General features: G+C 69.3%; 21 protein-coding genes and 1 pseudogene. 4 read left to right on the top strand and 18 right to left on the bottom strand.

Annotation, left to right across the window (positions count from 1 at the left end; translation table 11 throughout):
- Positions 1–5 precede the first annotated feature (5 nt).
- The 4 genes from ABN611_RS25265 to ABN611_RS25250 all read right to left on the bottom strand — a co-directional run bounded on the left by ABN611_RS25265 (position 6) and on the right by ABN611_RS25250 (position 2,784).
- Positions 6–548 carry a DivIVA domain-containing protein gene (locus ABN611_RS25265; protein ID WP_350274706.1) on the bottom strand — a complete coding sequence of 181 codons (543 nt, stop codon included), beginning with the start codon at positions 546–548 and terminating at the stop codon, positions 6–8.
- A complete protein-coding gene (gene rlmN / locus ABN611_RS25260; protein ID WP_350274705.1) occupies positions 549–1,667 on the bottom strand; it encodes a 23S rRNA (adenine(2503)-C(2))-methyltransferase RlmN in 1,119 nt (372 codons plus the stop codon).
- Positions 1,668–1,708: 41 nt separating this feature from the next.
- Positions 1,709–2,035, bottom strand: a complete 327-nt coding sequence (locus ABN611_RS25255; protein ID WP_350274704.1) for a SelT/SelW/SelH family protein — start codon at positions 2,033–2,035, stop codon at positions 1,709–1,711.
- An 83-nt stretch (positions 2,036–2,118) separates the two neighbouring features.
- Positions 2,119–2,784 carry a C39 family peptidase gene (locus ABN611_RS25250; RefSeq protein ID WP_350274703.1) on the bottom strand — a complete coding sequence of 222 codons (666 nt, stop codon included), beginning with the start codon at positions 2,782–2,784 and terminating at the stop codon, positions 2,119–2,121.
- A 137-nt stretch (positions 2,785–2,921) separates the two neighbouring features.
- On the opposite strand from ABN611_RS25250, the gene ABN611_RS25245 reads away from it, so the two are divergent.
- The gene (locus tag ABN611_RS25245) at positions 2,922–3,896 is read left to right on the top strand and encodes an LLM class flavin-dependent oxidoreductase (RefSeq protein ID WP_350274702.1); all 975 of its coding nucleotides are present in this window, start codon (positions 2,922–2,924) and stop codon (positions 3,894–3,896) included.
- Here ABN611_RS25245 and ABN611_RS25240 read toward each other — a convergent pair.
- From ABN611_RS25240 to rpsB, 6 genes are all read right to left on the bottom strand, one after another.
- Complete coding sequence (locus ABN611_RS25240) at positions 3,886–4,476, bottom strand: GNAT family protein (protein WP_350274701.1); 591 nt, start codon at positions 4,474–4,476, stop codon at positions 3,886–3,888. The two genes, ABN611_RS25245 and ABN611_RS25240, sit on opposite strands and share 11 nt — an antisense overlap.
- Entirely contained in the window at positions 4,473–5,321 is an 849-nt protein-coding gene (locus tag ABN611_RS25235; RefSeq protein WP_350274700.1) for a phosphatidate cytidylyltransferase, read from the bottom strand. The genes ABN611_RS25240 and ABN611_RS25235 overlap by 4 nt, the downstream gene beginning before the upstream one ends.
- Complete coding sequence (frr, locus tag ABN611_RS25230) at positions 5,321–5,875, bottom strand: ribosome recycling factor (protein WP_350281681.1); 555 nt, start codon at positions 5,873–5,875, stop codon at positions 5,321–5,323. The genes ABN611_RS25235 and frr overlap by 1 nt, the downstream gene beginning before the upstream one ends.
- Positions 5,876–6,075: 200 nt before the next feature.
- Positions 6,076–6,816: a UMP kinase gene (gene pyrH / locus ABN611_RS25225; RefSeq protein ID WP_350281680.1), complete on the bottom strand. Its 741-nt coding sequence runs from the start codon at positions 6,814–6,816 to the stop codon at positions 6,076–6,078.
- A gap of 62 nt (positions 6,817–6,878) precedes the next feature.
- A complete protein-coding gene (gene tsf / locus ABN611_RS25220) occupies positions 6,879–7,697 on the bottom strand; it encodes a translation elongation factor Ts (RefSeq protein WP_350274699.1) in 819 nt (272 codons plus the stop codon).
- A gap of 161 nt (positions 7,698–7,858) precedes the next feature.
- Complete coding sequence (gene rpsB, locus ABN611_RS25215; protein WP_350274698.1) at positions 7,859–8,809, bottom strand: 30S ribosomal protein S2; 951 nt, start codon at positions 8,807–8,809, stop codon at positions 7,859–7,861.
- 282 nt (positions 8,810–9,091) lie between these two features.
- Between rpsB and ABN611_RS25210 the strand changes: the two are divergent.
- Together ABN611_RS25210 and ABN611_RS25205 are read left to right on the top strand one after the other, a co-directional pair.
- Positions 9,092–9,634, top strand: a pseudogene (locus tag ABN611_RS25210) (M23 family metallopeptidase); the annotation flags it as partial.
- An 832-nt stretch (positions 9,635–10,466) separates the two neighbouring features.
- Entirely contained in the window at positions 10,467–10,799 is a 333-nt protein-coding gene (locus tag ABN611_RS25205) for a hypothetical protein (protein ID WP_350274697.1), read from the top strand.
- 32 nt (positions 10,800–10,831) lie between these two features.
- On the opposite strand, the gene ABN611_RS25200 is transcribed toward ABN611_RS25205, so the two are convergent.
- The 3 genes from ABN611_RS25200 to ABN611_RS25190 form a co-directional block, all read right to left on the bottom strand.
- Positions 10,832–11,236: a VOC family protein gene (locus tag ABN611_RS25200; protein WP_350274696.1), complete on the bottom strand. Its 405-nt coding sequence runs from the start codon at positions 11,234–11,236 to the stop codon at positions 10,832–10,834.
- Between the two features lie 57 nt (positions 11,237–11,293).
- Entirely contained in the window at positions 11,294–11,773 is a 480-nt protein-coding gene (locus ABN611_RS25195) for an Rrf2 family transcriptional regulator (protein ID WP_350274695.1), read from the bottom strand.
- Positions 11,774–11,856: 83 nt separating this feature from the next.
- Positions 11,857–12,798: a tyrosine recombinase XerC gene (locus tag ABN611_RS25190; RefSeq protein WP_350274694.1), complete on the bottom strand. Its 942-nt coding sequence runs from the start codon at positions 12,796–12,798 to the stop codon at positions 11,857–11,859.
- A 135-nt stretch (positions 12,799–12,933) separates the two neighbouring features.
- Here ABN611_RS25190 and ABN611_RS25185 point away from each other — a divergent pair, with 135 nt between their 5' ends.
- Positions 12,934–14,565: an amino acid permease gene (locus tag ABN611_RS25185; protein ID WP_350274693.1), complete on the top strand. Its 1,632-nt coding sequence runs from the start codon at positions 12,934–12,936 to the stop codon at positions 14,563–14,565.
- A gap of 36 nt (positions 14,566–14,601) precedes the next feature.
- Here the strand turns inward: ABN611_RS25185 and dprA are convergent, their stop codons facing one another.
- The 5 genes from dprA to ABN611_RS25160 form a co-directional block, all read right to left on the bottom strand.
- Complete coding sequence (gene dprA / locus ABN611_RS25180; protein ID WP_350274692.1) at positions 14,602–15,786, bottom strand: DNA-processing protein DprA; 1,185 nt, start codon at positions 15,784–15,786, stop codon at positions 14,602–14,604.
- 77 nt (positions 15,787–15,863) lie between these two features.
- Positions 15,864–17,441, bottom strand: coding sequence for a YifB family Mg chelatase-like AAA ATPase (locus tag ABN611_RS25175; RefSeq protein WP_350274691.1), 1,578 nt, complete (start codon positions 17,439–17,441; stop codon positions 15,864–15,866).
- Positions 17,441–17,797 carry a YraN family protein gene (locus ABN611_RS25170; RefSeq protein WP_350274690.1) on the bottom strand — a complete coding sequence of 119 codons (357 nt, stop codon included), beginning with the start codon at positions 17,795–17,797 and terminating at the stop codon, positions 17,441–17,443. The genes ABN611_RS25175 and ABN611_RS25170 overlap by 1 nt, the downstream gene beginning before the upstream one ends.
- 80 nt (positions 17,798–17,877) lie before the next feature.
- Positions 17,878–18,201, bottom strand: a complete 324-nt coding sequence (locus ABN611_RS25165; protein WP_012922325.1) for a DUF2469 domain-containing protein — start codon at positions 18,199–18,201, stop codon at positions 17,878–17,880.
- Positions 18,191–18,898 carry a ribonuclease HII gene (locus ABN611_RS25160; protein ID WP_350274689.1) on the bottom strand — a complete coding sequence of 236 codons (708 nt, stop codon included), beginning with the start codon at positions 18,896–18,898 and terminating at the stop codon, positions 18,191–18,193. The genes ABN611_RS25165 and ABN611_RS25160 overlap by 11 nt, the downstream gene beginning before the upstream one ends.
- Positions 18,899–18,929 lie beyond the last annotated feature (31 nt).

The raw sequence follows: 18,929 nt of genomic DNA, 5'->3' as shown, positions 1-18,929 counted from the left end.
CCCGATCATCGCATTCCGTCGCGGAGCCAGGCCTGGGCGGTGTCGAGGAAGGCGTCGACCTCCATGACGTCGTACCCCTCGCTGAACCGCACCGGACGGAACTGGACGTTGCGGACCTCGTCGGCGGTGACCGGGCGCGCGACCGGCTGCCCGTTCACGGTCGCCAGGAGCCTGTCGACGAATTCGTCGACTTCGTCCATCGCGTACCCCTCCTGCAACCGCACGGTGCTGAACTGCGGAGCCTGCTGCCCGCCGGCGACCGGCCCGCCCGCGGTCGCCGTGCCTCCGCCCGCGACCGCCGTATCGGGCGCGGTGCCGCTGGGGAGCCAGCGCTCGGCCTCGGCCAGGAAGTGGTCGACCTCCTCGACCGAGTACCCGGGCCCGAGGAACGGCGTACTGAACGCGACCGCGCGGACGTCGTCGGCCGTCATCTCCGGCCCGACGGACCGCCGCTCCGCCGTGGCGAGGACGCGGTCGACGAACGCATCGACCTCGGCGCAGTCGTACCGCTGCCCGATCCGCCGGACCCGGAACTGCGGCCGCAGCATCTACTTGCTCGCCGCCGCGAGCTGCCCGCAGGCGCCGTCGATCTCCTGGCCGCGGGTGTCGCGGACCGTCACCGGGACGCCGCCGGCCTCGAGCCGGCGGACGAACTCGCGCTCGTCGGCCGGGTCGGACGCGGTCCACTTCGAGCCGGGCGTCGGGTTCAGCGGGATCAGGTTGACGTGCACCCAGCCCCAGTCGCCGCGCGCGTTCAGCTTCTCGGCCAGCAGGTCGGCGCGCCACGCGTGGTCGTTGATGTCGCGGATCATCGCGTACTCGATCGAGACCCGGCGCTTGGTCTGCCGCGCGTACCCCCAGGCCGCATCCAGCACCTCGTCGACCTTCCAGCGGTTGTTGATCGGCACCAGCTCGTCGCGCAGCTCGTCGTCCGGCGCGTGCAGCGACAGCGCCAGTGTGACCGGGATCCCCTCGGTCGCCAGCTGGTTGATCCGCGGCACCAAGCCCACCGTCGACACGGTCACGCCGCGCGCCGAGATCCCGAGGCCCTCGGGCGACGGGTCGGTGAACCGGCGGACAGCGCCCATCACGGCCTTGTAGTTGGCCATCGGCTCGCCCATGCCCATGAACACGATGTTCGAGACCCGGCCCGGACCGCCGGCGATCTCGCCGCGGGCCAGCGCCCGGGCGCCGTCGACGACCTGCTCGACGATCTCGGCGGTCGTCATGTTCCGGGTCAGGCCGCCCTGGCCGGTCGCGCAGAACGGGCACGCCATCCCGCAGCCGGCCTGGGAGGACACGCACATCGTCGCGCGGTCCGGATACCGCATCAGGACCGATTCGACGAGCGAGCCGTCGAGCAGCTTCCACAGCGTCTTGCGGGTCTGCCCGTTGTCGCACTCCAGGTCCCGGACGCGGGTCAGCAGCGGCGGCATCAGCTCCGCCACCAGCTTGTCCCGGGTCGCGGCCGGCAGGTCCGTCATCTCGGCCGGGTCGGACACCAGCCGCGAGAAGTAGTGGTTGGACAGCTGCTTCGCCCGGAACGCGGGCTCGCCCAGCGCCGCGACCGCCGTACGCCGTTCCTCCCCGGAGAGATCGGCCAGGTGCCGCGGCGGCTTCTTGGCGCGGCGCGGCTCATCGAAAACTAGCGGCAGGGAGGTAGACATAACCGCCCTATTGTCGCCCGGCGGGACAGCTGTTCACAAATTCACATCCCATGAGCCGCATCACCTTGGTCACCCTGGTCACCCGGCTCCTTGCGGTCCGAGTGCCCGAGCTTGCGGTCCGGCGCGATCCGGTCGCGGACCAGCTGCTTCAGCAGCGGGATCTCCGCGAACCCGCCCTCCGCCTTCCGCGACCACAACAGCTCGTCGTCGAGGCGGATGTCGAACACCCCGCCGCTCGACGGAACGAGCGCCACCTCCCCGAGCTCCTTCGGGAAGGTGGTCAGCAGCTCCTGTGCGGTCCACGCCGCGCGCATCAACCAGCGGCACTGCGTGCAGTACTCGATCTCCAACCGCGGCTCCCTGGGCACCCACCCAGTATCCCGGACCCGACCTTGAGCACCCACCAACCGTTCCCGGCACCCGAAAACGGTCGGTGCGTGCTCAAAGTAGGTCAGGCGGAGTAGCCCTTGGGCGGGATCAGGGTGGCCAGCTGGTTGAACGTCAGCCAGTATGTCGCGGTCGGGGCGAAGCCGGCGGGGTCGGCGATCAGGACGGTCATGTCGCTGGAGTCGTACCCGATCACCGTGAAGTAGTGGTAGATCGTGTAGTTCGGGTAGCCCGGCGGGTGGTTGTTGGCCGGGGCAACGATGTTGGCGACGATCGGGTAGTTGTTGTCGATGTCGAGCACGATGTCGCGCCAGAGCAGGTCGCGCTGCGCCTGCGTCGGCGGGTCGTTCGGCATCTCCTTGGTCTCGTACCAGCCGGTGCCGAGGTGGTTGTTGAGCACCCGGGTGACCTGGCCGATCCAGTCCGTGCCGTTGGTCGTGGTCGGCAGCTCGTTGGCCAGCTGCTGCTGACTCGGCGGCGAGATCCTGGCCGAGAGCGCGATCCGGGTCGCGGCCGGGCCGCACCAGTAGCCGGTCTGCTGGTACTGGAAGTCGACCTCCAGCGTCTTGACGGTCTGCGTCGAGTAGCCGAGCTTCGGAACCGGCTTGGCCGCCGCGACGGCGTGTGGCGGCGCTCCGGAGGCAATGGGAGCGGCGGCCAGTGGGACGGCCGTGGCGGCGATCAGGGCGAGACCGCCGAGGGCGGCCTTGAACTTCGTCGTGGGAATCATGTCTGCTCCTCACCGGACGATCGGGGCGGATCGTCCTGTGTTTGATCCTGACACGATCCCCTGCACTGTTGAGAGAAATTCACCGTGCGATTCGATCTCGATGGAATGTGGGCTCCGGCCGCCAGGTTGGACTCTGCATGCTCTCCGTCCCGCTGTCAGTCCTGGACCGCTCGCGGACGCGTGTAGGTGAGACCGAAGCGGAGACGCTGCGCGCCACCGTGGAGCTGGCACAGCAGGTGGAGGAGCTCGGCTACAAGCGTTTCTGGGTGTCGGAGCACCACAGCGTGCCAGGAGTGGTCGGCTCCGCTCCTACGGTGCTGGCCGCGGCTGTTGCCGCCCGTACCGACCAGATCCGCGTCGGTACGGGCGGTGTCATGCTGCCGAACCACAAGCCTCTGGTCGTGGCGGAGCAGTTCGGCGTACTGGAATCGCTCTACCCGGGCCGGATCGACATGGGACTCGGGCGCTCGGTCGGCTTCACCAACGGCGTACGGCGAGCGCTGGGCATCGAGAAGGACGCGGCAGAGGACTTCAGCACGCAGGTCCGGGAGCTGCTCGGCTATCTCGCCGGTACGTCGGCCGACCGGGTCCACGCGCGACCTGGTGAAGGGCTGCGCATCCCGCCGTTCATCCTCGCCGTCGGTGAGGGTACGGCGATCGCCGCGGCGCTGGGGCTCCCTGTGGTGCTGGCCGCGCGCCCTGACTCCGCGGAGCGCCTGGAGGACTACCGCAACAACTTCAAGCCTTCGGAGTGGGCGCCTGAGCCCTATGTGATGCTGGCCGTCACGGCTGCCGTGGCCGACTCCACCGAGGCCGCGCGGCAGCTCCTGTTGCCTGAAGCATGGGCCAGTGCGTACTCGCGGACGCGCGGCGTCTTTCCGCCGCTGGAGCCCGACGTACCGGCCGAGCTCACCGCGCGCGAGCAGGAGTACTTCGAGAACGCGCTCCGCGGCCAGGTCTACGGCATGCCCGCCGAGGTCGAGGAGGCGCTCGGCGAGCTGGTACGGCGTACCGCTGCCGACGAGCTGCTGATCACCACCAACACCTTCGACCGAGCCGCACTACTGGCGAACTACGCAGCCCTGGCCAAGCTCGCCGGCCTCACCCGCTGATCCGGGTCTCCAGGCCCTTCCGCACGTCCGGCCACTCGTCGGCCAGGATCGAGAACACGACCGTGTCGCGGAACGAGCCGTCCGCGAGCCGCATGTGCCGCCGCAGCACACCCTCCCGGGTCGCCCCGAGCTTGGCGATCGCCGCCTGGGAGTGCACGTTCTTGGAGCCCGTCTGGATCTTCACCCGGCCGAACCCGCACACCTCGAACGCGTGCTCGAGCAACAACAGCTTGCAGGACGGATTCACCGCGGTCCCCCAAACCGCCGGCGCATACCCGGTGCCGCCGAGGTGGATCGACTCGTTGTGTAGGTCGATCTCGCTCAGGCTGGTCGTACCGACCACGGAGCCGTCCTCGACCAACCGCACGACGTACACGATGCGCTGGTCGCTGGCCGGGAGGAACTTGGCCGCCAGCTCGTCGGCGTTCGCGGGCAGGCCAGCGGGGCCGCCACCGAAACTCGTCGCGTAGACCTGCTCGTTGCCGATCGCGGCGTACAGCGGCTCGATGTCCGCAGCAACCAACCGGTCCAGCTGGACGACCTCGTTGCGCAGAGTGCGCCCGTCAGGAGCCGTGATCATACTTTCACCAACAGGTGCAGTAGCAGCCAGACGATCGGCGCGGTCGCGAGCAGCGAGTCCAGCCGGTCCATCACGCCGCCGTGGCCCGGCAGCAGGTTGGACATGTCCTTGATGCCGAGGTCGCGCTTGATCATCGACTCGCCCAGGTCCCCGACCGTCGCAGTCAGGACCGCGACCGCGCCGACGATCGCGCCGACCCACCACTGACCGTCCAGCAGAAAGACGACCGCGGCGATCCCGGCGCCGATACACGCGAGCGCCGAGCCGGTGAAGCCCTCCCAGGACTTCTTCGGGCTGATCGTCGGCGCCATCGGGTGCTTGCCGAACAGCACGCCGGCCGCGTAGCCGCCGACGTCACTCGCCACGGTCACCACGAAGAACGTCACCACCCGGCCCGGTCCGTCCGCCTCCGGCTGCGACAGCAGGATCGCGAACCCGGCCAGCAGCGGCACGTAGCCGATCAGGAACACCCCGGCGCTGACGTCCCGGACGAACCCGACCGATCCTCCCGGCATCCGCCAGACGATCGTCCCGAGCACCGTGACCCCGAGCGCCACCAGGAGCGCCATCGGGCCCCCGAAGTACGCCGCCACCAGCATCGCCGTCGTACCGACGAACAGCGGCACCCGCGGGATCTCCGCGCCGCCGGTGCGCAGCGCCTTGATCATCTCGTCCACGGCCAGCAGCACGACCGCCAGCACCAGGACGGTGAACAGGACCTTCTGCCAGTACAGCGATCCGAGGATCAGCGCGCCGAGCCCGACACCCACCGCGATCGCCGCGGGCAGGTTGCGCCCGGCGCGGCTCGGGCTGGGACTCGGCGCGGGCGTGCTGTCGACGCCCATCACACCTCGAGCAGTTCGGCTTCCTTGTGCTTGAGCAGCTCGTCGATCGAGTCGACGTACTTCTTCGTCAACCCGTCGAGGCGCTTCTCAGCACTCTTGCCTTCGTCCTCGCCGGCCTCGCCGTCCTTGACCGTCTTGTGCACCTGGTCCATCGCGTGCCGGCGGATGTTGCGCACCGAGACCCGGGCCTCCTCGGCCTTGCCCTTGGCGACCTTGATGTACTCCTTGCGCCGCTCCTCGGTCAGCGCCGGCATCACGACCCGGATCACCGCGCCGTCGTTGCCCGGGTTCACCCCGAGGTCCGAGTCGCGGATCGCCTTCTCGATCGCGGCCATCGCGCCCTTGTCGTACGGCGAGATCAGCACGGTCCGGGGCTCCGGCACCTGGAAACCGGCCAGCTGCTGCAGCGGCGTCGGGCTGCCGTAGTAGTCGGCCAGGATGCCGGCGAACATCTGCGGGTGCGCGCGGCCGGTGCGGATCGCGGCGAAGTCGTCCTTCGCAACCTCCACGGCCTTCGCCATCTTCTGATCGGCATCGCGGAGAGCTTCGTCGATCACGACAATCCTCGCTTCCTCGGGGCCGGCTCGATGCGGCCACTCCAACACTTGCAACGCAGGTCTACCAGATATCGGACAGACACCCGTGTGCGACGATCCTAGTCGTACGGGAGACGACGGCGTACGGCGGGTTCGTCCGGAGGTTCGGGGGTGTCGTGCCGGGCCTCGTGCGCGGCGCGATGCGGGTCGGCGCGGGATTACTGGCCCTGGGAGACGACCGTGCCGATCTTCTCGCCGTGCACGACCCGGGCGATGTTGCCTTCCTCGAGGCCGAAGATCACGATCGGCAGCGCGTTGTCGCGGGCCAGGCTGATCGCCGTGGCGTCCGCGACCCGCAGCCCGCGGGCCAGGAAGTCGTCGTACGACAACTGGTCGAACTTGACCGCGTCGGGGTTCTTCTTCGGGTCGGAGTCGTAGACGCCGTCCACGCCCTGCTTGCCCATCAGCAGCGCCTCGGCGCCGATCTCGAGCGCGCGCTGGGCGGCGACGGTGTCGGTGGAGAAGTACGGCATCCCGGAACCGGCGCCGAAGATCACCACGCGGCCCTTCTCCAGGTGCCGCTCGGCCTTGCGCGGGATGTACGGCTCGGCGACCTGGCCCATCGTGATCGCGGTCTGCACCCGGGTCTCGATGCCGAGCTTCTCCAGGAAGTCCTGCAGCGCCAGGCAGTTCATCACGGTGCCGAGCATGCCCATGTAGTCGGCGCGGTTCCGCTCCATGCCGCGCTGCTGGAGCTCGGCGCCGCGGAAGAAGTTGCCGCCGCCGACCACGACCGCGACCTGGACGCCCGCCCGGGCGACCTCCGCGATCTGCTTGGCGATCGAGTTCACCACGTCCGGGTCGACGCCGAGCTTGCCGCCGCCGAAGACCTCACCGGACAGCTTCAGCAGCACCCGGTGATAGGCAGGTGAAGAGGCCGGACTCGTCTCGGTCCCCATGGTTTCCGTCACGATTCCGGCCTCCTCGATAGATGTGGTGTGCGCTCAGATCCTTCGCGGGATCAGGCGCCGACCTCGAAGCGGGCGAACCGCTTCACGGTGACACCGGCCTCGTCGAGCACGGCCTTCACGGTCTTCTTGCTCTCCTGGACCGACGACTGCTCGAGCAGCACGACGTCCTTGAAGAACCCGTTCACCCGGCCCTCGACGATCTTCGGCAGGGCGCCTTCCGGCTTGCCCTCCTCGCGGGCGGTCGCCTCGGCGATCCGCTTCTCGTTCTCGACCGTCTCGGCCGGGACCTCGTCGCGGGTGGTGTACAGCGGGCGCATCGCGGCGACCTGCATGGCGGCGCCGCGGGCGGCCTCCACGTCGTCACCCTCGAACTCGACCAGGACGCCGACCTGGGCCGGCAGGTCCGCGGCACGCTTGTGCATGTACGCGGTCACCTGGCCGTCGAACACGGCCACCTTGCCGAGCTCCAGCTTCTCGCCGATGACGGCGGCCAGCGCCTCGATGTTCTCGGCGACGGACTTGCCGTCGGTCAGCTTCTCGCCGAGCAGGCCCTCGATGTCGCCGACCTTGCTCGCCGAGGCGTGCGCGACGATATCGGCGGCCAGCTGCTGGAACTGCTCGTTCTTGGCGACGAAGTCGGTCTCGCAGTTGAGCTGGACGAGCGCGTTCTCCGCCGCGGCCACCAGGCCGTTCGTCGCGGACCGCTCGGCGCCGCGCTTGGCGGCCTTCGCCGCGCCCTTGATGCGCAGCTCCTCGATCGCCTTGTCGAAGTCGCCGTCGGTCGCCTCGAGCGCCTTCTTCGCGTCCATCATGCCCGCGCCGGTCGCGTCGCGGAGCTTCTTCACGTCAGCGGCGGTGTAGTTCGCCATTCCTCGTTCTCTCGTCTTGTCGGTGCTGATGGGGGCTGGTGGGGCTGCGGCGGTCTGCCGGGCCGTTTCCCGGTTCGTCACCAGGCAGTACCCGGCGCGGACCGGCGTACGCGGTCCGGGAGTGGGCCGCCCGGCTGCTGCGCCGGGCGGCCCGCAGGCTCTCAGGCCTCGTCGGACTTCTCGGACGCCTCGGCCGGGTTCACCGGGACGACCGGGGTGTCGTCGGCCTTCGCGACGGCTTCCGCGGTGGCGCCGGACTCGGCGACCGGCGGCTGCTCGGCGACGGCCTCGGTCTTGGCGGCAGCCTCGGCCGGGGCCTCGGTCTTCGCGGTGCCGTTCTGGCTCTCCAGCAGCTCGCGCTCCCAGGCGGCCAGCGGCTCCTCCTGGCCCAGCTCCTCACCGGCCGCGGCGGCGCCCTGGCCCGAGCGGGCCATCAGGCCGTCGGCGACGGCGTCGGCGACCACGCGGGTGAGCAGGCCGACCGAACGGATCGCGTCGTCGTTGCCCGGGATCGGGTAGTCGACCTCGTCCGGGTCGCAGTTGGTGTCCAGGATGCCGATGATCGGCAGCTTCAGCTTGCGCGCCTCGTCGACGGCGAGGTGCTCCTTCTTGGTGTCCACGATCCACACGGCGGCCGGCACCCGGGCCATGTCGCGGATACCGCCGAGGGTCTTGAGCAGCTTGTCGTGCTCGCGGCGCTTCTGCAGCAGCTCCTTCTTCGTGACACCGGAGGACGCGACGTCGTCGAAGTCGATGAGCTCGAGCTCCTTGAGCCGCTGGAGCCGCTTGTTGACGGTCTGGAAGTTGGTCAGCATGCCGCCCAGCCAGCGCTGGTTCACGTACGGCATCCCGACCCGGGTCGCCTGCTCGGCGATCGCTTCCTGCGCCTGCTTCTTGGTCCCGACGAACAGGATCGACCCGCCGGACGCCACGGTGCTGCGGACGAACTCGTACGCGCGGTCGATGTAGGACAGCGACTGCTGCAGGTCGATGATGTAGATGCCGTTGCGCTCGGTGAGGATGTAGCGCTTCATCTTCGGGTTCCAGCGCCGGGTCTGGTGCCCGAAGTGCACGCCGCTCTCGAGCAGCTGCTTCATGGTCACGACGGCCATGAGGTGTTCCTCCTCGGACCCGGGAACGTCCGGGTCACTTCTCGGTTGGTCCCGCCCCGGATCGGTTGACCCGCGACGCCTGATGCCCGTCGCGCGGATCCACCCGGAGCTTCCGGGACCGAAGGACCAACGCTGTTGTGCGGGCATGCGTAGTCGCCCCGCTCACACGGGGCGCCACCGGAAGTGTACGTGACCCCCACCCCCCGAAGCGAACCACCCCACTTATCCACAATCCCCACCACCCCGGTCCCCCACCACCCTCCCCACGGCACCTTCCCCCACATGACCCTCACCCTCCTGACCCTCGCCGCCCTCACCCTCCCGCCCACCCAACCCCCACCACCCCAACTCACGCACCTCACCACCGCACTGAGCACCGCCACACCCGCCCCGCCCGGCCCCACCGCGCTCAGCACCGCCACACCCGCCCCGCCCGACACCGTCAGCCTGAATGCCGCCGCACCCGTCCGGCCGGGCTCCACGGCGCTCAGAAGCGCTACATCCGCCCATCCCAGGGCCGCCGACTCGCGCGCGGGGTGGCCGTTAGATCCTCGGCCGGAAGTGGTGCGCGGATTCGACCTCCCAGAGAAACCCTGGCTCCCCGGCCACCGCGGCGTAGACCTAGCCGGCCACCCCGGCCAGCCCGTCCTGGCAGCCACCCCCGGCACCATCACCTTCGCAGGCCCCGTAGCTGGTCGCGGCATCATCACCATCACCACAGGCACCCGCCGTACGACGTACGAGCCCGTCATCCCCGCACTACCAGTAGGAACCACCGTCCAACCCGGCACAGTCATAGGCCACCTCTCAGCAGCCGCCTCCCACTGCCCACCCCAAACCTGCCTCCACTGGGGCCTACTCGAAAACAACCACTACCAAAACCCCCTGTCCCTACTCCCCAACCACCCAGTCCGCCTACTCCCCCTCACCACAGCCACCCCGCCCAACCAAGCCACCGTGGGTCTGTCGCCAGACCAAGCCGCAGCCTCCTCGACGAACCGGGACACCGCAGGCCCGGCAGCAGTCCAACGCGCATCCCGCGCAGCATGCAACGCGGCGAACACCCCAGCAGACACCCGCACAGGCGCCCGCAGTCGCCCCGGCAGACGCCCCGGCACAGGCTCCCGCGGTCGCCCCGGCAGACGCCCCGGCACAGGCTCCCGCAGTCGCCCCGGCAGACGCGCGGGCAGCGGCTCGCGCGTGTGCTCCGGCAGACGCCCGCTCAGGAGTCGCGGCACAGGCTCCCGCAGATGCTCCGGCGGACGCTCCCGAAGGCGCCCGGCAGAAGGCGGCTCAGGTGCTGCAGACGCGCCCGCAGGGCCTTCCCCAGCCCGGGACACCGCTGACCCGGCAGCAGAGCACCACGCAATCCACGCAATCCGCAACGCGGCGAGCGCTTCGGCAGACGCTCCCGCAGCCGCCCCAGCAGACTGCCCGGCAGGCGGCCCGGCAGACGCTCTCGCAGGCGCCCCGGCACAGACCCGCGCAGGAGTCACGGCACAGGCTGCTGCCGTTGTTCCAGTAGACGGTCCCGCACGCACCTCGGCAGAGGCGCGCTCAGGTGCTGCGGCGGACGGCTCCGCAGGTACTCCCGCTGACGCTCCGGCGAGCGCTCCAACAGAGGCCCACTTGGGAGTCGCGGCAGACGCTCCCGCAGGTGCTGCGGCAGACGCTCCCGCAGGTGCTGCGGCAGACGCTCCCGCAGGTGCTGCGGCAGACGCTCCCACGGGTGCTGCGGCGGACGGTGCCGCTGGCGCTTCGGCTGGCGCACTCGCGGGTGCTTCGGCAGACGCTCCCACAGATGTTTCGGCGGACGGTGCCGGTGGCGCTTCGGCTGGCGCACTCGCGGGTGCTGCGGTTGATGGCGCCGCGGGCGGCGACGCCGGCGACCTGGTTGACGCGTCGGCCGCCGCGCCTAGTGGTCAGTCGGAGGAGGATCGGCGGGTGGCGTGGGTTGTTGTTGTCGTGGTTATGGCTGGTCTCGTGGTGACCGCGGGGCTGTTGGGCAGGCGCGAATGACTGTCACTCGTGTGGCAGGTTCAGCTGCCATGAGACCCCGAAGCGGTCGTTGACCCAGCCGAAGCGTTTGCTGAAGCCGTAGTCGCCCAGCGGCATCAGCGCTGTACCGCCCTCGGTCAGTGCACCGTACAGGCGCTCGAGTTCCGCCTCGTCGGCGCAGTCCACGAACAACGACACTGAGGGCGTGAACGTGAACTCGTGATGCAGGTAGCTGTCGCTGCACATGAACTGCTGGCCTGCCAATCGGAACACGGCCATCATCACCGACCCCTCGGGACCGGGGCCCTCGGCGCCGTACTTCGTCATCGACACCACTCCGGCGTCATCGAAGAGCGACAGGTAGAAGTTCATCGCCTGCTCCGCGCCGCCCTCGAACATCAGGAACGTCTTGATCTGCTGCTCGACCATCATTCACCTCTTGCAGTCTCGGCTTATATAAGCAGAGACTGTAGCAGTGATGTGGCGTCAGCTGCCGGGGACCCTCGCCTGCCAGGCGTCCTCGTCGCGCGAGCGTCGTTCGACGCCGGCTGGGAGCTTGTTCTTGGCGAGATCGGTCAGCGTGGTGTTCTCGAGGACGTCCCGCAAACTCGCGCGAGCCGCGATCCAGACCCGCTGCAGGACGACCGCATGCTCGTTGTACGTGACGCTCTCCGGCCGCACCCCGGAAATGCTCACGATCGGCCCGTCGACTGCCCGCATCACGTCAGCGACGGAAATCTCGTTGGGGTCGACGGCCAGCCGCCACCCGCCGGACTGCCCCCGCTGACTCGCCAGCACCCCGGCCCGCCGCAGATCGGCGAGGATCCCCTGCAGGAACCCGTGCGGAATCCCCTGCGCCCGGCTCAACTCCTCGGCCGACACCACCGCCGGGTCGTCGGCCACCCACCGCTGGGTGATCTCGATCAACGCACGCAACGCATAGTCAGACTTCGCCGAAACCCGCATGTCCCGCAGTCTGCCCCATCCACCCCTCCCCCCGCCGCATCCCCCACACCCCCAACCCGCCTCAGCTTGTCGCTGGTGGCTGGTCAGGCTCGGGGGTGGGCTTGTTGGTAGGCCTGGCGGAGGCGGTCGGTGGAGACGTGGGTGTAGATCTGGGTGGTTGCCAGGGACGCGTGTCCTAGGAGTTCCTGGACGCTTCGGAGGTCTGCGCCGCCTTCCAGTAGGTGTGTGGCGGCTGTGTGGCGGAGGCCGTGGGGGGCCAGGTCGGGGGCGTCGACGGCGGCGATTCGGGCGTGGACCATGCGGCGTACTGTCCGTTGATCGATGCGACCGCCACGCGCGCCTAGGAACGCGGCGGGGCCGCTGCCCTCACGTGCCAGTTTCGGGCGCGCCTCGGTCAGCCAGCGCGCGAGCGCCTGCTCGGCTGGTACGCCGTACGGGACCGATCGCTCCTTGCGCCCCTTACCGAACACCCGTACGACGCGACGCGACCGGTCGATGTCGTCGACGTCCAGGGCGCACAGCTCACCGACGCGGATCCCGGTGGCGTACAGCAGTTCCATGATTGCCAGGTCACGCAGTCCGACCGGGCTCCCGTCGTCGGCAGCCACCGCGGCGGCGTCGAGGACGGCTCTGGTGTCCGCCTGGCCGAGTACGCCCGGGAGGGTCTTGTGCGCCTTCGGGCTCGCCAGCAGGGCTCCGGGGTCCGTGGTGATCCGGCCGGTCCGCTGCGCCCAGGCCGTGAACACCCTCGCGGCCGTCGCGCGGCGAGCCATCGTGCTGCGGGATTTCCCCAGACTTTGCTGTTTCGCCAGCCACGAGCGCAGCCCGCGGATGCCGAGGCCCTCCAGATCATCGTGACCAAGCCGAATCAAATGTTCGAGTAAATCCGCGATGTCTCCGAGGTACGCTCTCACCGAGTGAGTGCTGAGGTCTCTTTCCGCCGTCAGATGCCTTTCGTAGTCAGCCAGTAACACAGCGAAACCCTCCGGCCAGGAACGGTTTCCACTGACTTCGTCCGGCGTCATGCCTCGACGATGCGTGAGGCGGCCTTGCATCGCAAGCCACCGCGCGGCGGCGAGGAAAGGAGGTCTGGTCGATAGCCCGACGGTCGACTACTGTTCGGCCCGATTGCCCTAGTAGCAACGGAGGCACCCCTGACCATGGCCCCCTCAGCGAACGGACAGACCGTAGGCCGGCGCCTGCCGGTCGAGTCGGCGTTCACTCGAGTCGAGGACGCGCGGCACCGTCTGCCGCGCCTGTTCGGTCGTCGCGACCTGGTTGTTCTCGGCCTGGGCGTGATGATCGGCTCCGGCATCTTCAGCATCAGCGGCGTGCAGGCGGCGAACGTCGCGGGTCCGGCCGTGATCCTGTCGTTCGTCATCGCCGCGATCGTCTGCCTGCTGGCCGCGGCCTGCTACGCCGAACTGTCGTCCACGATCCCGGTCTCGGGTAGCGCGTACACCTTCAGCTACGTCACCTTCGGCGAGATGTGGGCCTGGCTGGTCGGCTGGGCACTTGTGCTCGAACTCGTGACCGCCGCGGCGATCGTCGCCCGGGTGTGGTCGGCGTACTTCCTCGCCACCTTGGACGGCTTCGGCGTCACGCTGCCGACCGGGATCGCGCAGTTCTTCGGGCCCGACGCGAAGGTGAACCTGGTCGCGCCACTGCTGCTGCTGATTCTGACGGCGTTGATTGTCACCGGCACCAAACTGTCGGCGCGCGTGCTGACCATCGTCGTGATCGCGAAGGTCGCAGTGATCCTGCTGGTCGTCGTCGTCGGCGCGGCACACGTGAAGATGGAGAACTACCAGCCGTTCGTGCCGCCTGCCCGGGCCGCACCCGCCAAGGCGGATCCCACCGTGCTGGGCTGGCTGCTGGATTCCGCGTTCGGGTCGTTCGGGATGATGGGCATCTTCACGGCGGCGAGCACGATCGTGTTCGCGTACATCGGGTTCGACCTGATCGCGACCGCGTCCGAGGATGCCCGCAGCCCGCGCAAGACCGTGCCGCAGGGCATGCTGCTCGGGCTCGGCGCCGTCACGATCCTCTACATCGCGATGGCGGTCGTCCTGGTCGGCATGCGTCCGTACGCCAGGCTCGGCGGCTCCGCTCCGGTGTCGGAAGCGATGGCCGCGGTCGGGTTGGGCTGGGCTGCGAAGGTCGTGAACCTCGGGGCATTGCTGGCGTTGATGACGGTGATCATGGTGGTCCTGATCGCGCAGAGCCGAGTGCTGTTCAACATGGGCCGCGACGGGTTGCTGCCGAAGAGCCTTGGCCGGGTCAGCCGGGTGTACTCCTCCCCCGCGCGCGCCGCGGCCGCCGCCGGCATCGCGGCGCTGATCCTCACGCTGTACCCGAAGGTGCTCGAGCTGGAGGAACTGCTGGTCATCGGTGCGCTGTTCTGCTTCGCGTTCTGCGCGGTCGGCGTGCTCAGGCTGCGGCACACCGAGCCGAACCTGGAGCGCGGCTTCCGGGTACCGATGGTGCCGTTGATCCCGCTGCTTTCGCTGGCCGCGACCATGTGGCTGATGCTCAACCTGAAGACCGGTACGTGGATCAAGTTCCTGGTGTGGATGGGCATCGGCATCGCGATCTACGGTCTGTACGGCCGCTGGCACAGCCGCCTCGCCAACGAGGACAGCTGGGACTTCGACGTTGACACCGATCCCGGGACCGGTGGCCTTCAGACCATCCGCACCGAATCCGACCGCTCCACCGAACTCCGAGCCGTCCGCACACCGCCCGCCCAGCAACCTCAGAAACCCACCCGCGGCAAACACATGCGCAATTAGGGCCACCGGACCACAAGCCCTCAGCGTGCGGGTCGATTAGGGGGTGGAGGGCTCGGTTGGCGGTGGCAGGCGCCAGCCTGTTGGGGTTTCGGTTATCAGGGTCAGGGTGGCGAGGGTCCTCAGACAGGTTTGGGTTGTAGGGAGGTCCAGGCCTGCGGTGGTGGCTATGCGGGCGGCGGGGGCTGGGTTTTGGACGGGGACGGCGTCCAGGGTGCGTTGTAGGTCGGGGTGGAGGGTGTCGGCGATGGTCTGGGGGGCTCGTGGTGGTGGCGTCGTGCCTGCGCCGAGGGGCGAGGTGGCCTCGATGATGTCGGCTACGTTGGTCGCCAGTACTGCGTTGCGTTCGCGGACCAGTAGGTGACTTCCTGCGGACATGCGCGACGTGATGGGGCCGGGAACCGCCAGGACGGCGCGGCCGCACTGTTCGGCCCAGCCGGCGGTGTTCAGGGCGCCACTGCGGACGGCTGCTTCGATGACAACCGTGCCTTGGGTGATGGCGGCGATCAGGCGGTTGCGGGACAGGAAGCGGAGTTTGGTCGGTGAGCAGCCGGGTGGGAGCTCGGCAACGACAAAGCCGTCTTCGGCGATGCGGCTGAGTAGGGCCGAGTTGCGCTTCGGGTAGCTCACGTCTACTCCGCAGGCGAGCACCGCGATGGTGAGGCCGGAGGCGGCCAATGCTCCTCGGTGTGCGGCGGCGTCGATCCCGAAGGCGCCGCCGGAGACGATCGTTACGCCGTTGTCGGCCAGGCCGGAGGAGAGTTCGGCGGCGACGTGTTCGCCGTACGACGAGCAGGCTCGGGCGCCGACCAGGGCGACCGAGCGGGTTGCGGCGTGGCGGAGGTTGGCGTGGCCGCGGACCCAGAGGCCGTACGGGACGCCGGCTCGGCGGGCGAGTTGGCCTGCTTCTTCGAGGATGTCGAGTTGGTCGGGCCATTCGTCGTCGCCCGGGATCAGGAAGCGGGCGCCCGCGGCGGCGGCACGTTCGAGGTCCCGCTCGGGGTTCGCGTCGGCCAGGCGGGTGGACCAGCGTTCGAGGCCGGGGGCACCGCGTTGGAGGCGGTCCCAGATCTCCAGGGCCGACAGTCCTTCGAAAGCCTTCAGGGCTGCCAGGTCTCCTGGTTCGATGACGCGGCACAGGCCCGCGCGGGCCAATCGCTCCTCGTCTCCGTTCGCTCCGGTGGACAGCTCGGTACTGCGGCCGCCGCCGGAGCCGGAGCCCATACGTTCTCCACCACCTCCTAGAGATCTGAGGTTGGCCGAACAGGTGGGCGCTTCGTTGCTGCTGGCAAGGACTCTGGTCACTGGGTCGGTCCTTTGAGGGGGCGGGCGTCGGACAAGGGGGTCAGGGGTTGGCCGGTGCGTAGTTGGAACGCTTCGTGGGTTTGGTGGATGGTGGGGCCCGGGAGGGCGGCCAGGTCGGTGAGGGTCCAGGCGAGTCGGACTACGCGGTCGAAGCCTCGGGCGGTGAGGCGGCCGGCGGTGTAGTGGTCTTCGAGGAGGCGGTTGCTGGGATCGTCGAGGGGGTAGGAGCGGCGGAGGACGGGGCCGGGGACTTCCCTGTTCAGGGTCCAGTCGGTGTTGCGGTAGCGGTGAGCCTGGCGGTCGCGGGCGGCTTGGACTCGGGCGGCCACTTCTGCGGTGGATTCGCAGGTCTGGCCATCGGTGACGGTCCGGGCCGCGGGCAGGATCTGGCGCTGGATGTCGAGGCGGTCCTTGATCGGACCGCTGATGCGCTGGCGGTAGCGCGCCAAGACCTGCGGTGTGCAGCTGCAGATGCCCTGGTTCGTGCCGGAGAGACCGCAGGGGCAGGGATTGGCGGCGAGGACCAGCATGAAGCGGGCCGGGAACTTCGCGACGGCCGCGGCGCGGTGGACCTCGACGAAACCGGACTCGAGCGGCTGACGCAGGGTGTCGAGCGTCAGCGGGTGCATCTCGGGAGCCTCGTCGATGAAGAGGATGCCGCGGTGTGCGCAGCTGATCGCGCCTGGCCTCGGCACGCCTGAACCACCACCGACCAGGCTCGCGAGGGACGCCGTGTGGTGGGGCGCGATGAACGGTGGCCGGACGACGAGCTCGGCGTCGTTCGTGAGCAGCCCAGCGAGTGAGTGCACGGCGGAGACCTCCAATGAGTCGTCCGTGCTCAGATCGGGCATCAGGCCGGCCAGGCGCTCGGCGAGCATGGTCTTCCCGGAGCCCGGTGGTCCGTGCAGGAACAGGTGATGCCCGCCGGCCGCGGCGGCCTCGATCGCCCGGCGACCTTCGTGCTGCCCGATGACGTCGTCGAGATCGACGGACGGAACCCGCGTCAGCGACTCCGACACCAGCCGCGGCTCGGCGCGCGGCGGGGCCTCGTCCGGCACCTCCGTCCCGCGCAGCACCGCGAGGACCTGACGCAGCGAGCGAGCGCCGTACACCTGGATGCCGGGGACGAGGCGGGCCTCGCCGACGTTCAGGTCCGGTACGACGATGCGCTCGAAGCCGGCGCGGGACGCGGCCAGCGTCATCGCGAGCGCGCCGCGGACCTCGCGGATCCGGCCGTCGAGGCCGAGCTCGCCGATGATCGCCGTCCGGCGCAGGGAGGAAGGATCGACGACCCCGGCCGCCGTCAGCAGGCTGAGCGCGATAGCGACGTCGTAATGCGATCCCGTCTTGGGCAGGGTCGCGGGTGACAGGCCGATCGTGACCTTGCGGTCCGGGAACCGCTCGCCGCTGTTCACCACGGCGGCGCGGACCCGGTCGCGGGCCTCGGACAGGGACGTGTCGGGTAGACCGATGAGCGTCGTCTTGGGCAGGCCTTGGGCGATGTCCGCCTCGACCTCGACGAGGTGGCCCTCCAGCCCGACCAGGGCGACGGACCAGGTCTGGGCGAGCGGCATCAGACCGCACCTCGCACGTGGTCGACGCGCGGCGGCGTGTTGTGGTCGAACAGGATCGAGACGACGTCGATCCGGACCGCCGCCGGTCTCAGCTGATGGGTCTGCAGCCAGCGGCCCGCCAGCTTCCGCAGCGTGACCAGCTTGCGGTAGGTGATCGACTCCAGCGGGCTGCCGTACCCCAGCCCGCGGCGGGTCTTCACCTCACAGACGACGAGTGTGTCGCCCTCGCGCGCCACGATGTCGATCTCGCCGAGCTCGCAGCGCCAGTTGCGCTCGAGCACCGCGAGACCTTCCGCGGCGAGATACCTCGCGGCGAGATCTTCGCCGTACCGTCCGACGGTGTTCCTGGTCCGCATCGATGACCACCTCCGGCAAAGAAGATGCCGGGATCAGCCCTCGGAAACGGACCTCACTTCACCGCCTGTGGACAACCGCCTCAGCGGCCGAAGTCGGAGTCCTTCGGTACCTCGAGGTCGGACTTCGCCAGCTCCTCGATGTTGACGTCGCGGAACGTGACCACCTTCGCGTTCTTCACGAAGCGGGCGGAACGGTACACGTCCCAGACCCAGGCGTCGGCCATCGTCACCTCGAAGTACACGTCGCCGCCCTCGGTGCGGACCTTCAGGTCGACGGCGTTGCACAGGTAGAACCGCCGCTCGGTCTCGACCACGTACTTGAAGATCCCGACGACGTCCTTGTACTCCCGATAGAGCTGCAGCTCCATGTCGGTCTCGTATTTCTCAAGGTCGTCAGCACTCATGCAGGCTCTCCACTCCGGTGGGACTGGTCACATTCTGTCCCATATCGGGCCGCAGACTGCGGCGGACATTCTCGAACCGCCGTCGATGTTGTGGGCACGGGCCGTATTCGTCCAGTGCCGCCTGGTGTTCCGGGGTGCAGTAACCCTTGTGGATCCCGAACCCGTACTGCGGGTACTCCTTGTCCCAGTGCTCCATCACGCGGTCCCGCGTGACCTTGGCGATCACGGACGCCGCCGCGATGCAAGCCGCCACGCGGTCGCCCTTCCAGATCGCCAGCCCCGGTACGCCGAGACCGTCGACGCCGAAGCCGTCGGTCAGCACGTACGACGGCCGGATGTCGAGCCGGAACAGCGCCCGGCGGAGCGCCTCCACGTTCGCGACGTGCATGCCGAGCCGGTCGCACTCGGCGGCCTCGATCGACACCACCGACCACGCCAGCGCGCGTTTGCGGATCTCGTCGTAGCAGCGCTCCCGCGCCTTCGCGGTGAGCAGCTTGGAGTCCGCCAGCTCCGGGATCTGACCGCGCTTGCCGTCCGGCAGGATCACCGCCGCGGCCACCAACGGGCCCGCGCACGGCCCGCGACCGGCCTCGTCGACGCCGGCGATCGGATCCAGACCGACCCGGCGCAGGGCCCGCTCGTACCCGTACAGCCCGGCGTCCCGCCGTACCGTGCTCCCGCGCGGCAGCGCGCTCATCCAGCCCTCCGCATCACACATCCACCCTAAG

It is taken from the genome of Kribbella sp. HUAS MG21 (assembly GCF_040254265.1).
Classification (GTDB): domain Bacteria; phylum Actinomycetota; class Actinomycetes; order Propionibacteriales; family Kribbellaceae; genus Kribbella.
The sequence above is the reverse complement of the archived record's forward strand: the minus strand, read 5'-3'. Positions and strand labels throughout refer to the sequence as shown.